This window comes from Promicromonospora noduliphila (assembly GCF_056951025.1).
This window is the reverse complement of the sequence record NZ_CM167806.1, coordinates 720782-746253: the sequence shown is the minus strand read 5'-3', so window position 1 is coordinate 746253 and position 25472 is coordinate 720782. Positions and strand designations below refer to the sequence as shown.

Annotated in this window: 20 protein-coding genes; 1 reads left to right on the top strand and 19 read right to left on the bottom strand. The window is 72.1% G+C overall.

Going from position 1 to position 25472, the window contains the following annotated elements:
* Positions 1-48: 48 nt before the first annotated feature.
* The 17 genes from AC0QU1_RS03205 to AC0QU1_RS03125 all read right to left on the bottom strand — a co-directional run bounded on the left by AC0QU1_RS03205 (position 49) and on the right by AC0QU1_RS03125 (position 20395).
* Positions 49-1137 (bottom strand): polyprenyl synthetase family protein, encoded by a 1089-nt coding sequence (locus tag AC0QU1_RS03205; RefSeq protein ID WP_483574281.1) that lies wholly within the window; start codon positions 1135-1137, stop codon positions 49-51.
* A complete protein-coding gene (nuoN, locus tag AC0QU1_RS03200) occupies positions 1134-2966 on the bottom strand; it encodes an NADH-quinone oxidoreductase subunit NuoN (protein WP_483574279.1) in 1833 nt (610 codons plus the stop codon). The genes AC0QU1_RS03205 and nuoN overlap by 4 nt, the downstream gene beginning before the upstream one ends.
* Positions 2963-4558, bottom strand: coding sequence for an NADH-quinone oxidoreductase subunit M (locus AC0QU1_RS03195; protein WP_483574278.1), 1596 nt, complete (start codon positions 4556-4558; stop codon positions 2963-2965). Before AC0QU1_RS03195 ends, nuoN begins: the two co-directional genes overlap by 4 nt.
* Before the next feature lie 11 nt (positions 4559-4569).
* On the bottom strand, positions 4570-6495 hold the full coding sequence (gene nuoL / locus AC0QU1_RS03190) for an NADH-quinone oxidoreductase subunit L (RefSeq protein WP_483576622.1): 1926 nt from the start codon (positions 6493-6495) through the stop codon (positions 4570-4572).
* Between the two features lie 19 nt (positions 6496-6514).
* Positions 6515-6814, bottom strand: a complete 300-nt coding sequence (gene nuoK, locus AC0QU1_RS03185; protein ID WP_020016046.1) for an NADH-quinone oxidoreductase subunit NuoK — start codon at positions 6812-6814, stop codon at positions 6515-6517.
* A complete protein-coding gene (locus AC0QU1_RS03180) occupies positions 6814-7617 on the bottom strand; it encodes an NADH-quinone oxidoreductase subunit J (protein ID WP_483574277.1) in 804 nt (267 codons plus the stop codon). Before AC0QU1_RS03180 ends, nuoK begins: the two co-directional genes overlap by 1 nt.
* Positions 7614-8453 carry an NADH-quinone oxidoreductase subunit NuoI gene (gene nuoI / locus AC0QU1_RS03175; RefSeq protein WP_483574275.1) on the bottom strand — a complete coding sequence of 280 codons (840 nt, stop codon included), beginning with the start codon at positions 8451-8453 and terminating at the stop codon, positions 7614-7616. The genes AC0QU1_RS03180 and nuoI overlap by 4 nt, the downstream gene beginning before the upstream one ends.
* Positions 8446-9744, bottom strand: coding sequence for an NADH-quinone oxidoreductase subunit NuoH (gene nuoH, locus AC0QU1_RS03170; RefSeq protein WP_483574274.1), 1299 nt, complete (start codon positions 9742-9744; stop codon positions 8446-8448). Before nuoH ends, nuoI begins: the two co-directional genes overlap by 8 nt.
* On the bottom strand, positions 9741-12371 hold the full coding sequence (locus AC0QU1_RS03165; RefSeq protein ID WP_483574273.1) for an NADH-quinone oxidoreductase subunit G: 2631 nt from the start codon (positions 12369-12371) through the stop codon (positions 9741-9743). Before AC0QU1_RS03165 ends, nuoH begins: the two co-directional genes overlap by 4 nt.
* A complete protein-coding gene (gene nuoF, locus AC0QU1_RS03160) occupies positions 12371-13717 on the bottom strand; it encodes an NADH-quinone oxidoreductase subunit NuoF (protein WP_483574272.1) in 1347 nt (448 codons plus the stop codon). Before nuoF ends, AC0QU1_RS03165 begins: the two co-directional genes overlap by 1 nt.
* Positions 13714-14532 carry an NADH-quinone oxidoreductase subunit NuoE gene (nuoE, locus tag AC0QU1_RS03155; protein WP_483574271.1) on the bottom strand — a complete coding sequence of 273 codons (819 nt, stop codon included), beginning with the start codon at positions 14530-14532 and terminating at the stop codon, positions 13714-13716. The genes nuoF and nuoE overlap by 4 nt, the downstream gene beginning before the upstream one ends.
* Entirely contained in the window at positions 14529-15830 is a 1302-nt protein-coding gene (locus AC0QU1_RS03150; protein ID WP_483574270.1) for an NADH-quinone oxidoreductase subunit D, read from the bottom strand. The genes nuoE and AC0QU1_RS03150 overlap by 4 nt, the downstream gene beginning before the upstream one ends.
* A 106-nt stretch (positions 15831-15936) precedes the next feature.
* Positions 15937-16701 carry an NADH-quinone oxidoreductase subunit C gene (locus AC0QU1_RS03145; RefSeq protein WP_483574269.1) on the bottom strand — a complete coding sequence of 255 codons (765 nt, stop codon included), beginning with the start codon at positions 16699-16701 and terminating at the stop codon, positions 15937-15939.
* Positions 16698-17249, bottom strand: coding sequence for a NuoB/complex I 20 kDa subunit family protein (locus AC0QU1_RS03140; protein WP_483574267.1), 552 nt, complete (start codon positions 17247-17249; stop codon positions 16698-16700). Before AC0QU1_RS03140 ends, AC0QU1_RS03145 begins: the two co-directional genes overlap by 4 nt.
* A gap of 79 nt (positions 17250-17328) precedes the next feature.
* Complete coding sequence (locus tag AC0QU1_RS03135; protein ID WP_397413033.1) at positions 17329-17688, bottom strand: NADH-quinone oxidoreductase subunit A; 360 nt, start codon at positions 17686-17688, stop codon at positions 17329-17331.
* Between the two features lie 43 nt (positions 17689-17731).
* Positions 17732-19036 carry a geranylgeranyl reductase family protein gene (locus AC0QU1_RS03130; protein WP_483574265.1) on the bottom strand — a complete coding sequence of 435 codons (1305 nt, stop codon included), beginning with the start codon at positions 19034-19036 and terminating at the stop codon, positions 17732-17734.
* Between the two features lie 663 nt (positions 19037-19699).
* The gene (locus AC0QU1_RS03125) at positions 19700-20395 is read right to left on the bottom strand and encodes a demethylmenaquinone methyltransferase (RefSeq protein ID WP_483574263.1); all 696 of its coding nucleotides are present in this window, start codon (positions 20393-20395) and stop codon (positions 19700-19702) included.
* A 563-nt stretch (positions 20396-20958) separates the two neighbouring features.
* Here AC0QU1_RS03125 and AC0QU1_RS03120 point away from each other — a divergent pair.
* Entirely contained in the window at positions 20959-22620 is a 1662-nt protein-coding gene (locus tag AC0QU1_RS03120; RefSeq protein ID WP_483574261.1) for an isochorismate synthase, read from the top strand.
* A 333-nt stretch (positions 22621-22953) separates the two neighbouring features.
* Here AC0QU1_RS03120 and AC0QU1_RS03115 read toward each other — a convergent pair whose 3' ends face one another.
* Together AC0QU1_RS03115 and AC0QU1_RS03110 are read right to left on the bottom strand one after the other, a co-directional pair.
* Positions 22954-24861, bottom strand: a complete 1908-nt coding sequence (locus AC0QU1_RS03115; RefSeq protein ID WP_483574260.1) for a DUF6114 domain-containing protein — start codon at positions 24859-24861, stop codon at positions 22954-22956.
* Positions 24852-25445, bottom strand: a complete 594-nt coding sequence (locus AC0QU1_RS03110) for a DUF6230 family protein (RefSeq protein ID WP_483574258.1) — start codon at positions 25443-25445, stop codon at positions 24852-24854. Before AC0QU1_RS03110 ends, AC0QU1_RS03115 begins: the two co-directional genes overlap by 10 nt.
* Positions 25446-25472: the final 27 nt, after the last annotated feature.

The window sequence follows — 25472 nt, the reverse complement described above, 5'->3', positions numbered from 1 at the left end:
GGATCAGAGTGTAGGTTTGTCAATTTGCAGTGGAACCGAGCAAGACCGTCAGACCGCCCGATCCGCCAACGCCCGCGCGAACTGCTCCAGCGACTCCTTGACCGGTCCCTCCGGCAGCGGCGCCAGCTCGGCCGACGCCGCGCGCGCCCACTGCACCGCCAGGTCCCGCGTCTCGGTGAGCACGGCGTGCGCGCGCAGCCGCTCCACCGCGGCCGTCAGCGCCTCGTCGGAGGACAGGTCGCCGTCGAGCGCCGCGAGCAGTTCCGCGTCCTCCTCGGTGGCCGCGCCCGACTCCACATGCTGCCGCAGCAGCAGCACCGGCATGGTCGGCACGTGCTCGCGCAGGTCCGTGCCCGGCGTCTTGCCCGAGGTCTCGCCCGACGACGCGACGTCGAGCACGTCGTCGGCGAGCTGGAACGCGACGCCCACCTTCTCGCCGTACGCGCCGACGGCCTCGACCTGCTCCTTCGGCGCCCCGGCGAGCATCGCGCCCAGCCGGGCCGACGCCGACAGCAGCGACGCCGTCTTGTCCGACAGCACCTGGAGGTAGTGGGCCACCTGGTCCTCGCCGTCGTCAGGGCCCATGGTCTCGTGGAGCTGGCCCAGGCACATCCGCTCGAACGTCCTGGACTGCAGGATCACGGCCTCGGGCCCCAGCTCCGCCACGCGCGCCGAGGCCCGCGCGAACAGCATGTCGCCCACCAGGATCGCCACCGAGTTGCCCCACACTACGTGGGCCGACGGCGCCCCGCGCCGCATGGGCGCCGAGTCCATGACGTCGTCGTGGTACAGCGAGGCGACCTGCGTCAGCTCGACCACCACGGCGGCGTCGACGACCTCGGGGGCCGCACCGTCGCCCAGCTCGGCCGTCAGCAGGGTGAGCAGGGGACGGAACCGCTTGCCGCCCGCGTCGACGAGGTGCCGGGAAGCGCCGTCGGCCAGCTTGTCCGCGCTGGTGACGGCCTCCGAGAGCGCGTCGTCGACGCCGGTCAGCCGTTCCGCGAGCCGGGATGCCAGCTCCGGGTCCGTGATCGGGAAGCCGAGCGCGGTCGGGTCGGGCAGGTGGGTCGGAGCGGCCGGCGGGGCGGACGCCGACGTACCCGTCGTCGTCCGGGGCGGCAGCGGTGCGGAGGTCACGGCACGAACTTACTTGCCTGCTGCGCCAGATCGAGAACCAGGGACGGAAAAACGCCGAGAATCACGGTGGCGATCGCGCAGACGGCGATGGCGACGGCGGCCGGGCCGCGGGACCGCACCACGGTCACCACCACCCGCTGCGCGGCCGTGACCTGCGCCTTGGTCGCGGTGGCGGTAGCGGTCGCCGCGCCGGCCGAGCCCTCCGGGCCCGCGCCGGCCGAGCCTGCACCCGCCGAGCCTGCCGAGCCCGCACCGGCCGAGCCAGCACCAGCCGAGCCCGCCGAGTCCGAACCGGAACCCACCGAAGTCTCCGCCGCCTCGACCCCCGGCGTGATCGGCGCCGGCTGGAACACCATGATCACCAGCAGCCGCAGGTAGAACGCGACGGCGACCACGGACGCGAGCACACCGAGCACCGCGAGCCACCACAGGCCGCCCGACGTCGCCCCGGCGAAGGCGCCGAACTTCGCGATGAACCCGGCCGTGAGCGGTATACCCGCCATCGACAGCAGGAACAGCGCGAACGCCCCCATGAGCCACGGGGCCCTGCGGCCAAGGCCGGCCCACTGCGCGAGCTCGGTCGCCTCGCCCAGCACCACGCCGTCGTCCTCCACCGGACCGTTGTCCTCACCCGAGCCGACGGTGACCCGCCGCTCGCGGACCAGCGTGACGACGGCGAACGCGCCGATCGTCGCGATGCCGTAGGCGAGCAGGTAGAACAGCGTCGACGACTGGACCTGCCCGTTGAAGCCCGCCACGCCCACCAGCAGGAAGCCGGCGTGCGCGATCGACGAGTAGGCCAGCAGCCGCTTGACGTCGGTCTGGACGGAGCCGATGACGGTGCCGACGGCCATCGTCAGCACGGCCACGACGACGATGACGATCTGGAGCTGCTGCACCGTGTCCGGGCTGATGCGCCCCACGCCGATCGAGATGCGGTACAGCACCTCGACCAGCGCGGCGACGGCTGCCGCCTTGGTGCAGGCGGCCATGAACCCGGTGATCGGGGTGGGCGCGCCGGTGTAGACGTCGGGGGTCCAGGCGTGGAACGGCACGGCGCCCACCTTGAACAGCAGGCCGACGGTCACCAGCAGCACCCCGGCCACGAGCAGCCCGGTCATGCCCTCCAGCGGCAGGCCGCCCTGCTGCACCGCCGTCGCGATCTCCAGGAGCCGCACCGTGCCGGCGAAGCCGTAGATCAGCGCGACGCCGAAGATGAACAGCGCGGAGGCGAACGCTCCCAGCAGGAAGTACTTGGCCGCCGCCTCCTGCGACAGGAGCCGACGCCGGCGCGCCGTCGCGCACAGCACGTACAGCGGGAGCGACAGCACCTCCAGGGCGATGAACATGACGATGAGGTCGTCGGTCGAGGCGAAGAGCATCATGCCGCCCGCCGCGAACAGCAGCAGCGGGTAGATCTCGGTCTGCTCCAGGCCGGACCGGCGGGCCAGGTCCTCGTACGACGTGCCCGGCACGGCCGCGGCCGTGGGCGCGAACGCGTCCTGGCCGGTGGCGGTGCGGTCGGCCACCACGAGCACGCCGAGGAAGGCGAGCACCGTGATGATGCCCTGCGTGCCGAGGGCGAACGGCGTGAGGGTCACGCTGCCGCCGACCACCTGCACGGGCTGCGCCACGATCTGCGGCCACAGGACCGCCACGAACGCGAACCCCCCGGCCAGGGCGGCGAGGGTCAGCACGATCTGGGTGGTGCGGCGCGAGCTCGCCGGCACGAAGGCCTCGACGAGCACGCCGACCACGCCGGCGCCCAGCACCACGAGGATGGGTGCGAGGGCGAGCCAGTCGATCTCGGGTGCCACGAACTCGGTCACTTGTCGCTCCCCATCTGCGCGGCGGCGTCCGCCGGTTCGTCGACCACCGTGATGAGCTCCGCCGACTGCTGCGCCGGCGCGTCCACGTAGGTCAGGGCGAGGCCCGGCACGAGGCCGAGCACCAGGAGTCCGGCCACCAGCGGGGCCGCGACGATGCGCTCACGCGCCTTGAGGTCGGGCAGGGCCTCGAGCCCTACTGCCGGCGCCCCGGTGAAGATCTTCTGGTAGGTCAGCAGCACGTAGACCGCCGCGAGCACGACGCCGGGCACCGCCGCGATCGCCCACGCGGCCGAGCCGGCGGGCGACCCGCCGAACGCGCCGATCAGCACCATGATCTCGCTGACGAACGTGGCGAGGCCCGGCAGCGACAGCGTCGCGAGGCCCGCCACGAGGAACGTGCCCGCGAGCACCGGCGTGACCGACCGCAGGCCGCGATAGTCCGTGATCCGCTGCGACCGCTCCGGGTGCCTGGCCACGAGGAACCCGGCCACCAGGAACAGCGCGCCGGTGGCCAGGCCGTGGTTGAGCATCATGAAGCTCGACCCGGCGGTGCCCAGCGGCGTGAACGTGAAGATGCCCAGGATGATGAAGCCGAAGTGGCTCACCGACGTCCAGCCGACCAGCCGCAGCAGGTCCTTCTGCATGATCGCCATGATCGCCCCGTACAGCACCGAGATCACGGCCAGCGCGACCACGAACGGGGCCGCCCAGCGCGACGCCTCCGGGAACAGCGGCAGGCACAGGGTCAGCATGCCGAACGTGCCCACCTTGTCCAGCACGCAGATCAGCAGCGTGGACGTGCCAGGGCTCGCGTTCCCCGCGACGTCGGGCAGCCAGCTGTGCACGGGGACCATCGGGGCCTTGATCGCGAACGCGATAAAGAACCCGACGAACAGGAGGCGCTCGACCACGGGGTCCAGCTCGAGGCCCGCCAGGTTCGCGGTGAGGAACGCGTCGGAGGCCCGCAGGCCGGTCTCCGGGTCCACCGGGACCTGGAAGTACAGCGCGATCACTGCCGCGAGCATGATCAGCCCGCCGCCCAGGCTGAACATCAGGAACTTCACGGCTGCCTGACGCCGTCCGGCGCCCTGCCCGAAGCCCCCGATGAGGAAGTAGGCCGGGATCAGCATGGCCTCGAACAACACGTAGAACAGGAAGACGTCGCGCGCGCAGAACACGGCGACCATGAACGCTTCGAGCAGCAGCACCAGGCCGACGAACCGGCGCAGGCGCACCTCGTCCCCGCCCTGCTCCCGCCAGGCGGCCAGCATCACCAGCGGCACCAGCACCACGGCCAAGGCCACGAGCAGCAGGGCGACGCCGTCGACGCCCACCGCGTAGGACGCGCCGATCTGCGGGATCCACGGGTAGGTGGCGGTGAGCTGGTACTCGGCGGCCGCGCTCGTGTCGAAGGCGGCGAACGTCCCGACCAGCAGGACCACCTCGACCAGCGAGAACCCGAGCGCGAGCGGGCGGGCGAGGCCCGTCCCCGCGTTCGCCGAGCCGGTGCGCGAGCGACCGAGCGCGCCCAGTCCCACCACCACCGCGCCGAGCAGCGGCCAGACGATGAGCACGGTCAGCCAGGGAAACATCTCTCCTCCGATCACTGGGCACCACCGAGCCCGACCACGAGCCACGCGACGGCGGCGACCACGAGCACACCGCCCGCCATGCCGGCCGCGTACGAGCGGACGTAGCCGCTCTGGGCCTTGCGGAACACCCCGCCGAACCACGAGACCGCCTGCGGCAGCACGGCCCAGCCGCGGTCGACGACGTCCCGGTCACCTGCCTGCACCACGCGGGCCAGGCCCTGTGCGGGCCGCATCACGAGCGTCTCGTTGGTGGCGTCCTGGTACAGGTCGCTGCGGGCCGCCCGGGTCAGGAAGGAGCCGCGCGGCGCCTCCTCCGGGACGAGCCGGACCGCATACATCCGGAACGCGAGCAGCGCGCCGAGGACCACCACCACGAGCGTGACGGTGATGATCACGGGTACCGGGAGCACCGGCTCGTGGTGCTCCGCGTGCCCGACGACCGGCTCCAGCCAGGTGGTGAACGTCCCGCCGATGCCGAGCACGGCGCCCAGCGCGGCGGAGCCGACGCCGAGGAACACCAGCGGCCACCACATCAGGGGCGAGCCCTCGTGCGGGCGCTGGCCCTCCGTCCAGCGCGGACGCCGTCCGCCGAACGTCATGAAGAACAGGCGGGTCATGTAGAACGCGGTGATCGCCGCGCCGAGCACGGCGACGGAGCCGAACACCCAGGCCCGCCACGGCTGGCCCTCGACCGGGATGAACGCGGCCTCGATGATCCCGTCCTTCGACCAGTAGCCGGAGAACGGCGGGATCCCGAGGATCGCGAGCCAGCCCAGCCCCATCGTGATCCACGTGATCGGCAGGAACCGCGACAGCCCGCCGAAGCGCCGCATGTCGGTCTGGTCGCCCATCGCATGCATCACCGAGCCGGCGCCGAGGAACAGCCCCGCCTTGAAGAAGCCGTGGGTGATCAAGTGGAAGATCGCGAACGCGTACCCGGCCGGGCCCAGGCCCGCCGCGAGCATCATGTACCCGATCTGCGACATCGTGGAGGCGGCCAGCGCCTTCTTGATGTCGTCCTTCGCGGTACCGACGATCGCACCGAACAGCAGGGTCACCGCGCCGACCAGCACCACGACGAGCTGCGCCGTCGGCGCCGCCTCCAGGATGGGGCCCGAGCGCACCATGAGGTAGACGCCCGCCGTGACCATCGTGGCCGCGTGGATGAGCGCGGACACCGGCGTCGGGCCCGCCATCGCGTCGCCGAGCCAGGCCTGCAGCGGGAACTGCGCCGACTTGCCGCACGCGGCGAGCAGCAGGCACAGGCCGATCGCCGTGGCCATGCCCTCCGAGAGCGAGCCGACGGCGTCGTCGGACAGGGTGGTCGCGAAGTCCAGGGCGCCGGTGGTCGAGAACAGCAGCGTCATCGCCGCGATCAGGCCCATGTCGCCGATGCGGTTCATGACGAACGCCTTCTTGGCCGCCACCGCGTTCTCGCGGGCCGACGGCCGCCCCGTGTCCCAGAACCCGATGAGCAGGTAGGACGCGAGGCCCACACCCTCCCAGCCCACGAAGAGCAGGAGGTAGGAGTCGGCGAGCACCAGCGTGAGCATGGCCGCGACGAACAGGTTCAGGTACGCGAAGAACCGGCGCCGGTCCGGGTCGTGGTCCATGTAGGCCACGGAGTACACGTGGATGAGCGTGCCGACGAAGGTCACGAGCATCACGAAGGTCATGGACAGCGGGTCGAGCCGGATGCCGAGGTCCACGTCCAGGCCGCCGGCGGACAGCCACGTCCACAGGTGGTGGTCGACGGCGCGCTCCTCGGCGGGCGTACCGATCATGCGGAACATCAGGACGAAGCCGACGGCCGCGGAGGCGGCGGAGGCCAGCACCCCGAGCCAGTGGCCCCATCGGTCGGTGGCCTTGCCGCCCAGCAGCAGGATCGCTGCGCCGATCAGCGGGAAGCCGACCAGCCAGGGGGCGAGCCCGATCACGTCGTTCACTGTCTCCCCCTCAGCCCTTGAGCAGGTTGACGTCGTCGACCGAGGCCGAGCGGCGGGTACGGAAGATCGTCACGATGATGGCGAGGCCGACGACGACCTCTGCGGCGGCGACGACCATGACGAAGAAGGCGAGTACCTGGCCGGTCAGGTCGCCGTGCATCCTGGCGAAGGTGACGAAGGCGAGGTTGGTCGCGTTGAGCATGAGCTCGACGCCCATGAACACGACTATCGCGTTGCGGCGCAGCAGCACGGTCGTCGCCCCGATGGCGAAGAGCACGGCGGCCAGGACCACGTAGTTGGTGATGTCCATCAGGCCTTCCCCTCCGACGCGTCGCTCGCCTCTCTGGCCGCGGCCTCGACCGCCAGGATGTCCGCAGCGGACCGCTCCTGGCCGCGGATCCGCAGCACGCGCGACACCGACTGCGGCACCTGCTCGCCGTCCGGCCCCAGCGCGGGCGTGTCCATGGCGTTGGACCGCGCGTAGACGCCGGGCGACGGGAGCGGGGTGAGCACGACGCCGTCGGGCAGCGCCTTGACGCGCGCATCCGCCACGGCCCGCTGCGTGTGCTTCGGCGTGAGCCGGCGGCGGTGCGTGAGCACCAGCGCGCCGACCGCGGCCGTCACGAGCAGCACGCCGACGGCCTCCATGGCCAGCACGTAGTCGCCGAACAGCACGCGCGCCAGGCCCGCGGGATTGGCGACGCCGTTCGGGTCGCCCCCGTCCAGCCCCGTGGCGGGCGGGAACGCGGCCCGCGTCACGACGCCGCCGAGCACCACGGCGAGGCCGAGGCCGATGAGCAGCCCGATCCAGCGCTGCCCACGGATGGTCTCGGTGAGCGAGTCGGACGCGTCGACGCCCACGAGCATCAGCACGAACAGGAACAGCATCATCACGGCGCCCGTGTACACCACCACCTGCACGACGCCGAGGAACGGCGCCTCCTGCGTGATGTACAGGACGGCCATGCTGACCATGACGAACACGAGGCACATCGCCGCGTGCACGGCCCGCTTCACGAACAGCAGGCCGAGCGCCGCGAGCACCATGAGCGGTGCGACCACCCAGAACAGGACGGTCTCGCCACCGGAGATCACCAGCCCGCCGGGGGTCATGCGGTCACCTCCGACCCGGACGACCCGGTGGTCGAGACGACCGCGACCCGCACGGACCCGACGGCGGCCTCGCCGGCGGACCGCTCGGCGGGGCCAGGGCCCTGCTCGGGGCGCAGCTCGTGCTGCCGCTGGGTGGGCGCCGGCGCCTTGCCCGAGGCCGCGGCGTCCGCGGCGTCGAGCGTGGGGTCGTCCGGCCGGTGCTCGCGCACCCAGGCGACCTGCGCCGCCGTCGGGCCGAGGACGTCGCCGCTGTAGTAGTCGGTGTCCGTCGTGCCCTCCACCATGGGGTGGGGCGCGGTGAGCATGCCCTCGGAGAGCGGGGCCAGCAGGTCCTGCTTCTCGTAGATCATGCCCGCGCGCGTCTTGCCGGCCAGCTCGTAGTCGTTGGTCATGGTCAGCGCGCGCGTGGGGCAGGCCTCGATGCACAGCCCGCAGAAGATGCAGCGCAGGTAGTTGATCTGGTAGACGCGGCCGTACCGCTCGCCGGGGCTCATGTGGGCGCCCCCCGCGTCGTCGGCGTTCACCTGGAGGCCCGCGTTCTCCGGCAGGTCCGCGTTGGACGCGCCCTCCACGTAGATCGCGTCCGCCGGGCACGCCCACGCGCACAGCTCGCAGCCGATGCACTTCTCCAGCCCGTCGGCGTACCGGTTGAGCTGGTGCCGCCCGTGGTACCTGCGCTGGGTGGGCACCTTCTCGCGCGGGTACTGCTCTGTAACCGTCGGCCTGAACATCGACGACAGCGTCACGCCGAAGCCGGCGACGGGGGCGAAGAGCTCCCCGATGGGTCCCGGCTTCGGCCGCAGGGGCTCGTACTCGCCGGGCTTTCGCTCACTCACCGTGAACCTCCTTTCCGAACCGCTTGGACGGGGGCAGCTTCTCGCCGGGCAGCGGCGGCACGGGGAACCCGCCGGCGAACACGTCGACCGGCTCCTGCTCCGTGTCCGCCTCCGGCGGCTCCTTCTTCTCGGGCCAGAACCACATGACCGCGACGAAGACGATGGCGGCCCCGATGATCACGGGGATGAACTGCTGGTAGGTGACGCCCTGCACACGCTGCAGCCACTGCACGACGGCGAGCACGACCACCCAGCCGAGCGCGACCGGGATGAGGACCTTCCAGCCGAACACCATGAACTGGTCGTAGCGCAGGCGCAGCAGCGTGCCGCGCACCCACACGAAGACGAACATGACGAGCCACAGCTTGGCGAGGAACCACAGGATCGGCCACCAGCCCTCGTTGAGCGCACCGTCCGCGATGGCGGACAGCGGGAACGGGGCCCGCCAGCCGCCCAGGAAGAGCGTCACGCAGACGGCGGAGACGTTGAGCATGTTGATGTACTCCGCCAGGAAGAACCAGGCGAACTTCATCGACGAGTACTCGGTCATGTAGCCGGAGACCAGCTCGCCCTCGGCCTCGGGGAGGTCGAACGGCAGGCGGTTGGTCTCGCCGATCATCGAGATCACGTAGATCACGAACGCCGGCGCGAGCGGGATGAGCCACCAGATCTGCGTCTGGCTCTCCACGATCTGCGACGTCGACATCGACCCCGCCATGATGAACACGCTCACCAGCGACAGGCCCATCGCGAGCTCGTAGCTGATCACCTGCGCCGTCGAGCGCACCGACCCGAGCAGCGGGTAGGTGGAGCCGGAGGCCCAGCCGCCCAGCACGATGCCGTAGACCCCGAGCGACGCGCAGGCCAGCACGTACAGCACGGCCACGGGGAAGTCCGTGAGCTGTGCCGGCGTGGTCCAGTCGGTCCAGGGGAACGGCAGGCTGGGCCCGAACGGGATCACCGCGAACACGAGCAGCGCGCAGAACACCGAGATCATCGGCGCCAGCAGGTACACGAACCGGTCGGCCCGCGTGACTGTCATGTCCTCCTTGAGCAGGAGCTTCATGGCGTCGGCGAGCGACTGCAGCAGGCCGAGCGGCCCGTGCCAGTTGGGGCCGGGGCGCACCTGCATGCGCGCCACCACCTTGCGCTCGAACCAGATCGCGAAGAGCACGCTGGTCAGCAGAAACACCACGATCAGCACGGCCTTCACGATGGAGGCCCAGATGGTCTCCTGCGAGAAGTCGGCGGCGACGCCGGGCGCCGCTGCCGCGAGCGTCATCGGGTTCATCGCGCACCGCCTTCCGAGGTGCCTGCCGCGTGGGCCACCCGGGTGACCTGGGCGTCCGACACGGTGACGAGGTCGCCCGCCGTCGCGCCGAGCGTGTCGTGCACGCGGCTGCCGACGCTGTTGAGCGGCAGCCAGACGACGCCGTCGACCATCCCGTCGGTCACCGCCACCGGCACCTGGACGGAGCCGCGCGCCGTGCCGACGGCGACCGTGGCGCCGTCGGACACCCCGAAGCCGTCCGCCGTGGCGGCGGACATGCGGGCGACGGGCTGCTTGGCCGTGCCGGCGAGGAACCGCTCGCCGTCCTGGCCGCGGCCCGCGTCGAGCTGGAGCCGCCAGGTGGCGAGCACCGCCTGGCCGGGGCCGACGCTCGGCGGCTCGGCGGGCACGTCCTCCTGGACCGCCACCCGCTCGCCGTCCCACGCGCCCTGCGTGAGCGCGATGGAGAGGTGGGCCTCGGCGGGCGACGCCGCGTGCAGGTCCACCCCGAGCTGCTGGGCCAGCACGTGCAGCACGCGGTGGTCGGGCAGCGCGCTGGACTCGAGCGCCGCGCCGAAGGACCGCACGCGGCCCTCCCAGTTCCAGTAGGAGCCGGCGCGCTCCACGGGCGGCGCGACCGGCAGCACGACGTCGGCCCGCTCGGTCACCTCGGAGGCGCGGACCTCCAGGCTCACCACGAACCCCGCCGCGTCGAGCGCGGCGCGGGCCGCGTCCGGGTCGGGCAGGTCGGCGAGCTCGACGCCGCCGACGACGGCCCCGCCCAGCGCGCCCGACGCGAGCGCGCCGAGGATGCCCGCGGTGTCGCGGCCGGGGGTCGCCGGAAGCTCGGCACCCCAGGCCTGCGCGACCTCGGCCCGTGCGGCGGGGTCGGCGACCGGGCGGCCGCCCGGCAGCAGGTCGGGCAGGAGGCCGGCCTCGACGCCACCGCGCTCGCCCGCACGCCGCGGGATCCACGCGAGCCGCGCGCCGGTCGCCTCGGCGAGCCCGAGCGCCGCGGCGTAGGCGCCGGGCGAGCCCGCGAGCCGCTCGCCGACCAGGATCACGGCGCCCGGCTGGGCCAGGGCGCTGGTGTCGATGTCGGAGCTCGGTGCGTCCGCGGCGGAGAGGCCGCCCGTCAGGCTCGTGGTCAGGCTGCGCAGCCACTCGGCCTCGGTGCCGGGGGCCGCGGGCAGCAGGGTGCCGCCCAGGCGGGCCAGGCCGCGGGTGGCGTACGGGGCCACCGAGAACACCTTCGTCGCGGCCTTGCCCCGCGAGCCCTTGCGCAGCCGCAGGAAGGTGACGCCCGCCTCCTCCTCGGCCTCCAGGCCGACGAGCAGCACGGCGGGCGCCTGCTCCAGGTCGCCGAAGGTGACGCCGACGCCGGACCCGGCCACGACGCGGCCGAGGAACGCGGCCTCCTCCGCGGAGTGCACGCGCGCCCGCTGGTCGACGTCGTTGGTGCCCAGCGCCGTGCGTGCGAAGCGCGACCACGCGAAGGCGTCCTCGACCGTGAGGCGGCCGCCGGGCAGCACGCCCACCCCGCCGTTGTCCTGCGCCCGCGCGAGGCCGGCCGCCGCGATCTCCAGGGCCTCGACCCAGGACGCCGGCCGCAGCTCGCCGCGCGTGCCGTCGGCGGCGCGGTCCCGGACCAGCGGGGTGGTGATGCGGTCCGGAGCGGACTGCCAGGTGAACGCGAAGCGGTCCTTGTCGGTGATCCACTCCTCGTTGACCACCGGGTCCTCGCCCGACAGCCGGCGCAGCACCTGGCCGCGGCGGTGGTCGATGCGGATCGCGGACCCGCACGAGTCGTGCTCGCCGATGCTCTCGCTGCTGACCAGGTCGAACGGGCGCGACCGGAACCGGTAGCCCGCGCCGGTGAGCGCGCCCACCGGGCAGATCTGCACGGTGTTGCCCGAGTAGTAGGAGGAGAACGGCCGCCCGGACGTGTCCGTGACCGCCTCCCCGACCGGGCGGTCCACCGGGCCCGTGCTCGACTCGGCGCCGGCGAACCCGAGCACGTCCTCGTCGAACCGGCCGATCTGCTGGTGCGCCCCGCGGTCCTGCAGCGCGATGAACGCGTCGCCCGCGATCTCCTCGCTGAACCGGGTGCAGCGCTGGCACAGCACGCAGCGCTCGCGGTCCAGCAGGATCTGCGTGGACAGGGCGATCGGCTTGGGGAACGTGCGCTTGACGTCGACGAACCGCGAGTCGGACCGGCCGTTCGACATCGCCTGGTTCTGCAGGGGGCACTCGCCGCCCTTGTCGCACACCGGGCAGTCCAGCGGGTGGTTCATGAGCAGCAGCTCCATGACCCCCTGCTGCGCCTTGTCGGCGACGGCGGAGGTGTGCTGCGTCTTGACCACCATGCCCGGCGCGACCGTCATGGTGCACGACGCCTGCGGCTTCGGCATCGGCCGCACGTTGCCCTCACGGTCCGGCATGGCCACCTCGACGAGGCACTGCCGGCACGCGCCGGCGGGCGCCAGGAGCGGGTGGTCGCAGAACCGGGGGATCTGGATGCCCGCCTGCTCGGCGGCCCGGATGATCAGCGTGCCCTTGGGGACGCTCACCTCCGTGCCGTCGATGGTGAAGGTGACCAGCTCGACCGGGGCGGCCTCGGTCGATGGCGTGTTCGTCGTGACGGTCATCAGTGACCTCCCGCGCCGGCGCCAGCGAGGGCGCCCGGTGTCCGTGTCTTGGGGGTGTACGGGAAGAGCGCCGACGCGCTCGGGTCGAACGGGCAGCCGTGGCCGTCGATGTGCGCCTGGTACTCGTCGCGGAAGTGCTGGATGCTGGACGTGATCGGCGACACCGCGCCGTCGCCCAGCGCGCAGAACGCCCGGCCCAGGATGTTGTCGCACAGGTCGAGCAGCAGCTCCAGGTCGCCGTCCTGGCCCTCGCCGTCCTCGATGCGGTGCAGCACCTGCTTGAGCCAGTAGGTGCCCTCGCGGCACGGCGTGCACTTGCCGCACGACTCGTGCGCGTAGAAGTCGGTCCACCGGGCCGTCGCCCGGACCACGCACACGGTCTCGTCGAAGATCTGCAGCGCCCGCGTGCCGAGCATCGAGCCCGCCGCGCCGACCGACTCGTAGTCGAGCGGGGTGTCGAGGTGCTCCTGCGTGAAGATCGGCGTGGACGACCCGCCGGGAGTCCAGAACTTCAGCTCGTGCCCCGCGCGGACCCCGCCCGCCATGTCGAGCAGCTCGCGCAGCGTGATGCCGAGCGGCGCCTCGTACTGGCCGGGCGTCGTGACGTGGCCCGAGAGGGAGAACAGGCCGTGGCCCTGCGACTTCTCCGTGCCCATCGAGGAGAACCAGTCGGCGCCGTTGGCGACGATCGCAGGCACCGACGCGATGGACTCCACGTTGTTCACCACGGTCGGCCGCGCGTACAGGCCGGCGACGGCGGGGAACGGCGGCTTGAGCCGCGGCTGACCGCGCAGGCCCTCGAGCGAGTCGAGCAGCGCCGTCTCCTCGCCGCAGATGTAGGCGCCGGCGCCCGCGTGCACCGTGACGTCGAGGTCGAAGCCCGAGCCCTGGATGTTCTTGCCCAGGTAGCCCGCCCGGTACGCCTCCTCGACGGCGTTCAGCAGCCGCCGGTACACGTGCAGCACCTCGCCGCGCACGTAGATGAACGCGTGGTCGCAGCCGATCGCGAAGCTCGTGATGGCGACGCCCTCGATCAGGTGCTGCGGGCTGGCGAGCATGAGCGGGATGTCCTTGCAGGTGCCCGGCTCCGACTCGTCCGCGTTGACGACCAGGTACCGCGGGCCGCCGTCGGGCGGAGGCAGGAAGCCCCACTTCATGCCCGTGGGGAAGCCCGCGCCGCCGCGGCCGCGCAGGCCGGAGTCCTTGACGGTCTGCACGAGGTCGGCGGGCGCCATGGTCAGGGCCTTCTTGAGCCCGGCGTAGCCGCCGTTGCGCTCGTAGGTGTCCAGGCGCCAGGAGCGGTCCTTGTCCCAGGTGTCGGTCAGGACGGGAGTCAGCGTGGTCACTTGGCGTCCTCTCCGGGCTTCTTGTCCTTGCCCACCTCGGTGTCGGACGGCGTGGCCGGCTTGCGCTCGGCGCTCGACCCCGGCCGGCCGACCGGTCCGGTGCCCGCCGGCACGCCCCGCTCGTCACCCTGCTCGGCCGACGGCGCCGTCCAGCCGCGCTCGCGGGCGATGCGCAGCCCGGCGAGCGTCGGCTCGCCCGCGCCGACGCCCTCGTCGGCGCGGCCGTCGGGGAACCCGGCCAGGACCCGGCTCATCTGCTTGAACGAGCACACCGACGCGGCGCCGCGGGTGGGCACGACGTCCTCGCCGAGGATCAGCTTGTCCGCGAGCGCCGTCGCCGACTCGGGTGTCTGGTTGTCGAAGAACTCCCAGTTGACCATCACGACGGGCGCGTAGTCGCAGGCGGCGTTGCACTCGATCCGTTCGAGCGTGATCGCGCCGTCCTGGGTGGTCTCGTCGTGGCCGACGCCGAGGTGGTCGCTCAGCTCGTCGAAGATCGCGTCGCCGCCCATCACCGCGCACAGTGTGTTGGTGCACACGCCCATGGTGTAGGTGCCGTTGGGGTGCCGCTTGTACTGGGTGTAGAAGGTGGCGACGGCCGAGACCTCGGCCGCGGTGATGCCGAGCATCTCGGCGCAGAACAGGATGCCGTCCTTGCTGACGTACCCGTCGACGGACTGCACCAGGTGCAGCATCGGCAGCAGGCCGGACCGGGGGTCCGGGTAGCGCGCCATGATCGTCGTCGCGTCGGTCGTCAGCGCGGCGAGGGTCTCGGCGTCGTAGCGGGTCCTGGTCTGTACGGGTTCTGCCGTCATCGGTCCACACCTCCCAGCACGGGGTCCAGGGAGGCGACGGCGACGACGACGTCGGCCACCTGGCCGCCCTCGCACATCACGGACACGCCCTGGAGGTTGTTGAACGAGGGGTCGCGGAAGTGCGCGCGGTAGGGGCGCGTGCCGCCGTCGGAGACGACGTGCACGCCGAGCTCGCCGCGCGGGTGCTCCACGGTCTGCCACGCCTGGCCGGCCGGGACGCGGAAGCCCTCTGTGACCAGCTTGAAGTGGTGGATCAGGGCCTCCATGGAGGTGCCCATGATCTTCTTGATGTGCTCCAGCGAGTTGCCCTGCCCGTCCCCGCCGACGGCGAGCTGGGCGGGCCAGGCGATCTTCTTGTCGGCCACCATGACGGGCTCGCCCTCGGTCCGGTCGAGCCGTTCGAGGGTCTGGTCGATGATCTTCAGGGACTGGTAGCACTCCTCGATGCGGAGCACCGCCCGGTCGTAGCAGTCGGCACCCTTGGAGGTGGGGACGTCGAAGTCGTACGTCTCGTAGCCGCAGTACGGGTTGTCCTTGCGGACGTCGTACGGCAGGCCGGTCGAGCGCAGCACGGGCCCGGTGATCGCGAGCGCCATGCACCCGGTGAGGTTCAGCACGCCGACGTCGGTGAGGCGCCCCTTGAAGATCGGGTTGGCGAGCATGAGGTCGCTGAGCTGCTTGAGGTACCCGCGCACCTTCTTGAGCGCGTCACGGGCCTGCGTGGTGAAGCCGTCGGGCACGTCGACGGCGACGCCGCCGGGGCGGATGTACGCGTGGTTCATGCGCAGGCCGGTCACGGCCTCGAAGAGGCGCAGGATCTCCTCGCGGGCGGTGAAGCCGATGGTCATCACGGTGGTGGCGCCCATCTCGTTGCCGCCGGTGCCGAGGCAGACCAGGTGGGAGGCGATCCGGTTGAGCTCCATCATCAGGACCCGGATGACCGAGGCGCGCTCGGGCACGTCGTCGGTGATGCCCAGCAGCCGCTCGACGGCGAGGCAGTAGGCGGCCTCCTGGAACAGGGGCGCCACGTAGTCCATGCGGGTGCAGAACGTGGTGCCCTGCGTCCACGTCCGGAACTCCATGTTCTTCTCGATGCCCGTGTGCAGGTAGCCGATGCCGGCGCGGGCCTCGGTGACGGTCTCGCCGTCGATCTCCAGCATGAGGCGCAGCACGCCGTGCGTGGACGGGTGCTGGGGGCCCATGTTGACGACGATCCGCTCCTCGCCGATCGCCTCGCGCGCGATGTCGTCCCAGTCGCCGTCGCCGTAGGCCTCGAAGGCGCGGACGGTGGAGGACATGTCATCGTTGCCCGCCGGCCGGGTGGCGTGGGGGGCCGTCGTGGGAGCGCTCATCTCGGGGCCCCCGCGAAAGCGCGAGCGAAGCGAGTGGTTTCGTGGGGTGAGCTCATGAGTAGCTCCTCCTCGTGTCCGGCGGGGGCACCGTGGCCCCCTTGTACTCGACGGGGATGCCGCCGAGCGGGTAGTCCTTGCGCTGCGGGTGGCCCACCCAGTCGTCCGGCATCTCGATGCGGGTCAGGGCGGGGTGGCCGTCGAAGACGATCCCGAAGAAGTCGAAGGTCTCGCGCTCGTGCCAGTCGTTGGCCGGGTACACGGACGTGGTCGACGGGATGTGCGGGTCGCCGTCGGGCGCCGCGACCTCCAGCCGCAGGCGGCGCGAGTGCGTGACCGACGTCAGGTGGTAGACGGCGTGCAGCTCGCGGCCCGCCTCGTACGGGTAGTGCACTCCGCTCACGCCGAGCGACAGCTCGAACCGCAGGTCCTGGTCGTCGCGCAGCGCCCGGCAGACGGCGACGAGGTGCTCACGGGCGACGTGGATCGTCAGCTCGGTCTGCGGGGCCTCCGCGCTGTCGGCGCCGTGCAGGTCGACGACCACCTTCTCGACCGCATCGTCGAAGCCCGGGCCGCCCGCGGCCGTGCCCTCCTCCAGCACCTCGGCCAGGACGTCGACCACCTGGTCGAACCAGCTCCCGTACGGGCGGGGCGACGCGGCGGGCATGACGATCGGCGTCACCAGGCCGCCGTAGCCGGACGTGTCGCCCGACCCGGCGGCGCCGAACATGCCGCGCCGCACCTCGACCACCTCGAGGGTGGCCGCGCCCTCGGGCGGCTGCACGCTGCCCTGGTCGCCGGCGGGCGTGATCTCGCTCATCGCAGCAGGCCCTTCATCTCGAAGGTGGGCGTTGCCTCCATGGCGGCGGCCTCGGCGGCCCGCGCCGCCTCGATCCGGTTCACGCCCAGCGGCTCCTTCATGATCTGGTCGTGCAGGCCGAGGATCGCGTTGATCAGCATCTCCGGGCGCGGCGGACAGCCGGGCAGGTAGATGTCGACCGGCACCACGTGGTCGACGCCCTGCACGATCGCGTAGTTGTTGAACATCCCGCCCGACGACGCGCACACGCCCATGGAGAGCACCCACTTGGGCTCGCTCATCTGGTCGTACACCTGGCGCACCACCGGGGCCATCTTCTGGCTCACCCGGCCGGCCACGATCATCAGGTCGGCCTGGCGCGGCGAGGCGCGGAACACCTCCATGCCGAACCGCGACAGGTCGTACCGCGACGCGCCGGCCGCCATCATCTCGATGGCACAGCAGGCCAGGCCGAACGTCACCGGCCAGAGCGAGGCCTTGCGCAGGTACCCCGCGAGGTCCTCCACCGTCGTCAGCAGGAAACCTGACGGCGCTTCCTCGACACCCATGTCCCCTCCTTGCTGCCGGGCCCCGCCCGGCGTCGCTGCCCGGCGCCCCCGGGGCGCCGCGCATGAAGTCGCTGCTTGCTCAGACCCAGTCGAACCCGCCGCGGCGCCACTCGTAGACGAACGGCACGGTGATCAGCGCCAGGAACGCCAGCATCGCCACCAGCCCGAACGTCGCGAGCGTCGTGAAGTCCACGGCCCACGGGTAGAGGAAGACGACCTCGATGTCGAAGACGATGAATGTCATCGCCACCAGGTAGTACTTGATCGGCAGCCGGCCGCCGCCCACCGCGTGCGGCGTCGGCTCGATGCCGCACTCGTACGAGTCGAGCTTGGCGCGGTTGTACCGCTTGGGGCCGATGATCGCGCTCGCGGCGACACCACCGAGTGCCAGGACCGCCCCGATCGCCATGAGGATCAGGACGGGTACATAGGGATTCATGCTGTGCCCTTCGTGGACGACGTGCCCTTCATCGACGTAATGCTCATGAGCTCGGGACCACCCTGGTGAGGCCGGCGATGACGCGGTCGATCCAGTCGCCGCCGTCGGGCTCGTAGCAGTCGGACAGGAGCTTGAGCGTGAACTGCATGACGACCTTGCGCGGCAGGCCGTACCGCACGCAGATCCGCATGATCTCCGGGTGCTCGATGAGCCGCACGAACCAGCGGCCCAGGGTGTAGTACCCGCCGAGGTCGGCGCGCATGCGGTCGGCGTAGGTGGCGAGCGTGGCCTCGCGGGCGGCGTCGGTGGTCTTGTGCCGGGCCTGGCTGATCGCCTCACCCGCGACCCGGCCGGCCTGCAGGCCGTAGGCGATGCCCTCGCCGTTGAACGGGCTGACCATGCCGGCGGAGTCGCCGGCCAGGAGCACGCCGTCGGCGTACAGCGGGCCGCGGTTGTAGCCCATGGGCAGGGCCGCGCCGCGGATCGGGCCGCGCTCCGGCTCGTGCACCAGGTCCCAGCCCTCCGGCGCGCTCTTCTCCAGCCAGGTCTCCATCAGACGGCGGTAGTCGATGCCCGCCGCGGACTGGCGGGCCGGTGTGGACGCCACGCTGCCGAGGCCGACGTTCACCGTGCCGTCGCCCAGCGGGAAGATCCAGCCGTAGCCCGGCAGCAGGTCACTCTTGCCCGGCTCACCGTCCCACAGCTCGAGGTGCGACTCCATGAACGGGTCGTCGTGGCGCGGCGTCCGGTAGTAGGCGCGGACGGCGGTGCCCATGGGCCGGTCGTCCCGGCGCTCCCGGCCCACGGAGAGCGCGAAGCGCGAGCTGACGCCGTCGGCCGCGACCACGACGGGGGCGCGCAGCTCCTTGACCGGGCCCTCGGCGCGGCCGCGCGGGTCGAGCGGCTGGGCGGTGACGCCGACGACGCGGCCGTCGTCGTCCCGGAGCGGGCCGGTGACCTTGGTGCGCTGCAGCAGCTTGGCGCCGCTCGCCTGGGCGTGCTGGGCCAGGGTCTGGTCCAGCGTCATCCGGGTGCGGGCCATGCCGTAGCCCGGGTAGGTGGTGAGGGTGGGCCAGTCCAGCTCGTAGGAGCGGCCGCCGCCGTGCACGCGCAGGCCGCGGTTGCGGATCCAGCCGTCCTCGGCGCGGGTGGGCACGCCCATGCGGACCAGCTCCGCGACCGCGCGCGGCGTCAGGCCGTCACCGCAGATCTTGTCCCGGGGGAACTCGCCCTTCTCCAGGAGCAGCACGTCGAGGCCCGCGGCCGCGCACCAGTGCGCGGTGGACGAGCCGGCCGGACCGGCGCCCACCACGATGACGTCCGCGTCGTCGCGTCTCACTCCTCGCACGTTCACCCCCGTTGGGAACCCGCTGCTGTCCTTCATGTGCGGGGTTCGATGGGGCTTCATGACAAGCCCTTGTGAACCCTGTCACAACACCGACACCCTAGCCACACTTAGGGGGGATTGTGTAGGAAGGTTCCCCTTACTTGGGACGGCGCCCGGGGACCTGAAGCGGGGCTGCTACCTGGCCGCTCATGATCGGCACTCTCGCGTGAGGTCGGCAGTTGGCACCCAGATCGTTACAGGCCTGTGCCGATCTCGATGCGAACTGCCGATTCGGCTGGGCGGAACTGAGCCAGCCGGGGCGGAACTGCCGAGTTGGCGGGGCGGAACTGAGCCGGCCGGGGCGGAACTGCCGAGTTGGCGGGGCGAGCTGGCGAGGTCAGGTGTGGCAGGCGGGCGAAGTCAGGGGGCCGGCTGCCGACCTGGCCTGGGCGGGCGGCCGACCCCGGCCAGAGCGGACGGCCGACCCCGGCCGGGGCGGGCGGCAGGGTCAGGAGGGGTGGCAGGGTCAGGAAGGGTCGGCAGGGTCGGCAGGGTCAGGAAGGGTCGGCAGGGTCGGCAGGGTCAGGAAGGGTCGGCAGGGTCAGGAAGGGTCGGCAGGGTCAGGAAGGGTCGGCAGGGTCAGGAAGGGCGGACTGCCGAAGTCAGGAGAGGTGGACGGCGGGGTCAGGAGGGGCGGACTGCCCTGTGGAGGGCTACCACGCCGCCTGTGACGTTGCGGTAGGCGGCGTGCTCCCAGCCGGCCTCCAGCATGAGGCGGGCGAGAGAGACCTGGTCGTGCCAGCTCCTGATCGACTCGGCCAGGTAGTCGTACGAGCCCTTGTCCCTGGTCACCGCGCCCGCCACCACCGGCAGCGCGCGCATCAGGTACTCCTGGTAGACCGTCCGGAACGGCGCCCACGTGGGGGTGGAGAACTCGCAGATCACAACGCGTCCGCCGGGCCGGACCACGCGCAGCATCTCGCGCAGCGCCGCGCTCGTGTCCACCACGTTGCGCAGGCCGAAGCTGATGGTCACGGCGTCGAAGGACTCGTCGGCGAACGGCAGCCGCGTCGCATCGCCCGCCACGAACGGCAGGTCCGGACGGCGCTCCTTGCCGACCTGCAGCATGCCGATCGAGAAGTCGGAGGGGACCACGAACGCGCCGTCGGCGGCGAACGGCTCGCTGCTGGTCCCGGTGCCCGCGGCGAGGTCGAGCACGCGCTCGCCCGGCATCGCGGCGACCGCCTCGACCGTGAGGCGGCGCCAGCGCCGGTCCTGGCCCAGGGAGATGAGGTCGTTGGTCAGGTCGTAGCGGGCGGCGATCCCGTCGAACATCGACGCAACCTCGGCCGGCTTCTTCTCCAGGCTCGCACGAGACATGCGGCCATGTTCCCACGCCGGGAAGGCACGAGACGGGGTGCACCCCAGGTGGGGAGGGGCGGCTTGTGGTCGGTGAACCGTCGGAAGCCGGTAGACCGTCGGGTAGTCGGCAGTCCGTCAGGTAGTCGGTAATCCGTCAGGTGATCGGTATTCCGGACTACCGATCACCTGACGGATTACCGACCACCCGACCTCGCACCTGACGGATTGCCGACTGCACGGCCTCGCACCTGACGGACTACCGACCACCGGCTTCTCACCCGGCCGACCGCTCGGCCTCGCACCCGACGGACTACCGATCACCCGACGGGCTACCGACCACTCGGCCCCGCACCTGACGGACTACCGACCACCGGCCCCTCACCTGGCCGACCGCTCGGCCTCGCACCCGACGGACTACCGATCACCTGACGGATTGCCGACCACTCGGCCCGCACCTGGCCGACCGACCGCCCCCGCACCCTCACCGACCACCCGGCGTCCCCACCCCGCATCAGCCCGCGGGTGTGAGGTCGGGAACACCGGGCAGTTCCCGGGGTGGCGGCGTGCTTATCCTGAGGCCGATGATCGCTTCACCTGCCGGAGGCACCCCTGGTGCGTCGACCGGCGTCACCGCGTCCGCCACCTGGACCGCCGTCGCGCCGGGCCTGCCCGACCGCCCGCCGGGCGCTCCGCGGGGCCCGCAGCTCGTCGTCCGCACCGTCGCGATCGACGACCTGCCCGATAACCCCACCGCGCTCGTGGACCGGCTCCCCGACACCAACGCCCTGGCCTGGGTACGGCACGGCGACGGCGTCGTCGGCTGGGGCGAGACGCTGCGGTTCGAGACGTTCGGCCCCGGCCGCTTCGCCGACGCCGACGACGCCTGGCGCCAGGTGCTCGACCGCGCCGTCGTGCACGACGACGTGGACGTGCCCGGCAGCGGCCTCGTCGCGTTCGGCAGCTTCGCCTTCGACGACGTCTCCCCCGGCGACGAGGCGGAGGACCCGGCCCGCGCGAGCGGTGTCCTGATCGTGCCGCGCATCGTCGTCGGACGGCGGGGCGGGCGGGCCTGGATGACGACCATCTCGCTGGTGGGCGACCGGTCAGCACCTACCGGCGAGGACCTCCTGTCCGCCTACCCGCACCAGCCGGTCGCCGAGCCGGGCCGGGTGGTGGTGGCCGACGGCGCCGTCGGCGCGGCCGACTGGCCCGCGGTGGTCGCCGAGGGGATCGCCCGGATCCGCACCGGCGAGCTGGAGAAGGTGGTGCTCGCGCGCGACGTCGTCGCCACCGCCGAGCACCCGCTCGACACGCGGCACCTGCTGGGCCGCCTCGCGTCCACGTACGACGCCTGCTGGGCGTTCAGCGTGGACGGCATGGTCGGCGCGACGCCGGAGCTCCTGGTCCGCAGCGAGAAGGGCCTGGTCGCCTCGCGGGTGCTCGCGGGCACGATCCGCCGGAAGCACGGGTCGGCGTCGACCGCCGCGCTCGCCTCCCAGAACAACAACCAGGACGCCTCTCCGGGGAGGGGCGCGGACGCTTCCCGGGGGACCGGCGAGAACGCTTCCCCCGGGACCGGCGCGGACGCGGGGCGCGGCGAGGACACGCGGCACGGCGCGGACGCAGGGCGCGGCGCGGACACGCGGCACGGCGCGGACACGGGCCGCGGCGCGGACGGCGCCCCCACCGGCGACGACGCCGACCTGCTGCACGCCGCGCAGCTCGCCCGCTCGTCCAAGGACCTGGAGGAGCACGAGTTCGCGGTGCGCTCGGTGGCCGCGGCCCTCGAACCCTTCTGCTCGTCCATGAACGTGCCCGAGGCGCCGTTCGTGCTGCACCTGCCGAACGTCATGCACCTGGCGACCGACGTGACGGGCGTCCTGACCGACCAGCACGCGGCGTCCGGCCGGCGTGCGCCGTCGTCCCTCTCGCTGGCGGCGGCGCTGCACCCGAGCGCGGCGGTCTGCGGCACGCCGACCGTCGCCGCGCGCAGCCTGATCCGCGAGATCGAGGGCCTGGACCGCGCTCGGTACGCGGGGCCGGTAGGCTGGGTCGGGGCCGGCGGAGACGGCGAGTGGGGCATCGCGCTGCGGTCGGCCGAGATCTCCCCGACCGACCGGCGGCACATCCGGCTGTTCGCCGGCTGCGGCATCGTGGCGGCGTCGGACCCGCAGGCCGAGCTGGCGGAGTCCGAGGCCAAGCTGGAGCCGATGCGCTACGCCCTCGGCGTCTCGCCGAGGTAGCGCCGGCGTCGCGCCACATGGGCGCCGGCGGCTGGCGGGGATAGCGTCCGCGGCTGGCCGGGATAGCGTCCGCGGCTGGCCGGGATAGCGCCGGCGGCTGGCCGCGAGGCGCCGACGTCGCTAGCGAAAGCACCGACGTCGCTACGGGAAAGCGTCGGCGTCACGCCGCATCAGCGCCGGCGTCACGCCGGGTCAAGCGCCGGCGGTGTCACGCCGGGAAAGCGCAGCGGGACAGAACCGCGACGAAGCAGAACCCGAGCATCGAGCCCAGGTTCTGCTTCGTCGCCGTTCGTGTCGCCACGCTGCGGCGTCGGCGGATCAGGCGTCAGCGGATCAGGGGTCGCCCGCCTTGGGGCCCTTGCCGATCGGGTCGGTCTCGTCGCCCCAGACCTGCTCGCGGAAGTTATCCCACACCTGGATGTCGGACGTCGCGCCCATGAAGCCCATCCGGGCGTCCGTCGCGGTCAACAGGATCTCGATGAGCGAGGCGCCCTGGAGCACCTTGGTTGCTACCTCCAGGAGGTCCTGCCCGTCGGGCAGGTTCGCGTGGATCGACGACACGTACATCTCCGCGTTGCCCTCGAGCGACACGAAGTTGGCCCGGGTGTCCGTGCCCGCGGTGGTGCCGTGGTCGTAGGCGTAGGTGTGCAGCCAGAAGCCGTCGACGACCACCTTGTCCGCCGAGATCTTGATGGTGTCCCGGCGCTCGCCGCCGCCCTTGACCGGCACGTTCGCCAGCCCGATGCCGTTGATGCCCGTGAGCGGGATGGTCAGGTCCCGGCTCTCCAGGTCGGCGGGCAGGGAGAAGACCGAGCCGTCCTCCCGGGCGCCGCACTGGCCGGGCAGGTCGATGTTGAGGTCGTACTTGCCGCCGAAGGTCACCTTGACGCACGTGCCGAGCTCGGTCTTCAGCGCATCCTCGATGGTCGCCTGCGGGTCGATCTCGCCGCACGGGTCCGTCGGCGAGTTCTCCCCGGCGTCCGGCGGCACCTCGCCGTCCTGGGTCGGCTCCTGGCACTCGGACTTGTCGTCGCCCGTGCCGGTACCCGCGCCGCCGTCGGCCGGGTCGCCCGCCTGGTCACCGGTGTTCCCACCGCCGTCGGCCGGGTCGGTCACGCCGTCCGTGACGTCGTCGACGGCGTCGCCCACCGGGTCCTCGCCCGCGTCGTCCTCACCGGTGGCCGGGTCCGACGTGCTCGGCGACGGCGACGGCGAGGTGGACGGGTCGTCCGTACCGTCCTCGCACGCGCCGAAGATCACGCACCAGATCGAGTCGTCATCCTGCGTCCCGGCGTCCGACGTCGATGCGGGCATGCTCATGCCGCCGAGCGCCATCGCGCTGGCGACCACCACCGCCGCGGACTTCTGGGACAGGGCGCGCAGCGCACTGCTGAGCGTTTCCACCTGGGGGATCGCCTCCGTGTCCGCGGCCGGCTCGCCGCCGGCGCGCGGTGCGTCGCCGTCCGCCTTCGGGGCAGGCGAGGCTTCCTTGTCCGACGTCGCGGGGTCGGCCTTGGGCGAGGTGCCGGTCGTGGCCGTGGCTGCCGCGGGTGGGACGTCCGTCGTGGACGCGACGTCCGCCGTCGACGATGGAGACGCCGCACCCGCCGATGGATCGGTCTTGGGCGGGGCGTCGCCGTCCGAACCGGAGGCGTCGGCACCATCGCCATCGGCACCGTTCGTATCCGACGCAGCGCCCGTGCCGGACGCACCTTCCGCCTCAGGAGCGACGTCGGCCTCGGCCGCCGTCGCCGCAGGCTCCTCCGTCGCCACGGGCTCACCCGTCGCCGCCGGTCCCTCGGCCGCCTCGGCGTCCGCCGCCGAGGGCGCCCAGGACACGACGACGATGCCGCCGATCACGCCCAGCAGGAACCCGACCACCCAGCCGCCGAGGTTCACACCAGCGATCGAGTAGACGGAGATCGCGAGCGCGATCACGCCGTAGAAGATCCGGTGCACGGGCTGGGCGATCGACAGGATCCCGAGCAGCACCAGCGCAAGCGGGAGGATCGTCGCCTGCGCACCCTCTACCCCGAACTGCAGCACGACGTTCATGCCGAGCTGGTCCAGCTTGATGGGGCCCGACAGGAGCATCTCCAGGCCTGCGAGGACTACCAGCACACCCCCGACGAACGGCCGCTGCCTGCGCCAGGGGCGGAAGTCCCTGCGCCAGTCAGCGAGCTTCGCGCGAAGTCCGGGGCGGCCGGCGTTCGCCTGGCCGTCACCCGGACTCAGAAGCACTCGGTGCCGTCCGTGATCTTGAGGCTGAGGTCCGTGAGCTGGAAGACGGCGGCCTGCGTGCTCCACGAGACCTGCTGGAGGCCGTCGATGTCGACGGAGTCCGAGTCCATGGCGAAGTCGCCGGTGTCGCCCTTCTTGGCGGTGTTCACGGTCGAGGCATCGACGCCGATGCGGATGTTCTTGAAGACCGCGGTACCGGACAGGTCGTTCATGCCGATCTGCAGGTCGGTGGCCGTCGCGGGCGCGTCGCCGTCACCCGCCGAGATGAGGAGGCCCACCTTGCCCAGCGGCGTGTCCTGCACGACCGACTGGCACAGGTTGTACAGCTTCGCGTCCTTGATGTTCGCGATGGCGGCCGGGTGCTGCGTGCCGTCGGAGGCGGTGGCCACGCCCGCGTACTGCGAGAAGCCCACGCCCTCGAGCTTGTCGGCGCCGATCTTGAACTGGCTGCCGGAGATGGCGAACGAGACGGGCACTGCGCCCTGTGCAACGCCGCCGAGCAGGACGCTGGCGGCGATGGCGACCGGAACGACGGCGAGGGCCACGCGACCCTTGCGCGACCCCGTGATCTTGCTGAGCTTCATTGGTTTCCCCTCGATGCCAATGGGAGG

Bases quoted from the DNA above. Each gene is read 5' to 3' on its own strand.
- AC0QU1_RS03135 (WP_397413033.1), bottom strand. From the start codon at position 17,688: ATGAATCCCTATGTACCCGTCCTGATCCTCATGGCGATCGGGGCGGTC.
- AC0QU1_RS03180 (WP_483574277.1), bottom strand. From the start codon at position 7,617: ATGACCCCCGGCGGGCTGGTGATCTCCGGTGGCGAGACCGTCCTGTTC.
- AC0QU1_RS03140 (WP_483574267.1), bottom strand. From the start codon at position 17,249: ATGGGTGTCGAGGAAGCGCCGTCAGGTTTCCTGCTGACGACGGTGGAG.
- nuoH (WP_483574274.1), bottom strand. From the start codon at position 9,744: ATGAACCCGATGACGCTCGCGGCAGCGGCGCCCGGCGTCGCCGCCGAC.
- AC0QU1_RS03120 (WP_483574261.1), top strand. From the start codon at position 20,959: ATGATCGCTTCACCTGCCGGAGGCACCCCTGGTGCGTCGACCGGCGTC.
- nuoK (WP_020016046.1), bottom strand. From the start codon at position 6,814: ATGGACATCACCAACTACGTGGTCCTGGCCGCCGTGCTCTTCGCCATC.
- AC0QU1_RS03150 (WP_483574270.1), bottom strand. From the start codon at position 15,830: ATGTCCTCCACCGTCCGCGCCTTCGAGGCCTACGGCGACGGCGACTGG.
- AC0QU1_RS03145 (WP_483574269.1), bottom strand. From the start codon at position 16,701: ATGAGCGAGATCACGCCCGCCGGCGACCAGGGCAGCGTGCAGCCGCCC.
- nuoE (WP_483574271.1), bottom strand. From the start codon at position 14,532: ATGACGGCAGAACCCGTACAGACCAGGACCCGCTACGACGCCGAGACC.
- AC0QU1_RS03110 (WP_483574258.1), bottom strand. From the start codon at position 25,445: ATGAAGCTCAGCAAGATCACGGGGTCGCGCAAGGGTCGCGTGGCCCTC.
- AC0QU1_RS03195 (WP_483574278.1), bottom strand. From the start codon at position 4,558: ATGTTTCCCTGGCTGACCGTGCTCATCGTCTGGCCGCTGCTCGGCGCG.
- AC0QU1_RS03165 (WP_483574273.1), bottom strand. From the start codon at position 12,371: ATGACCGTCACGACGAACACGCCATCGACCGAGGCCGCCCCGGTCGAG.
- AC0QU1_RS03125 (WP_483574263.1), bottom strand. From the start codon at position 20,395: ATGTCTCGTGCGAGCCTGGAGAAGAAGCCGGCCGAGGTTGCGTCGATG.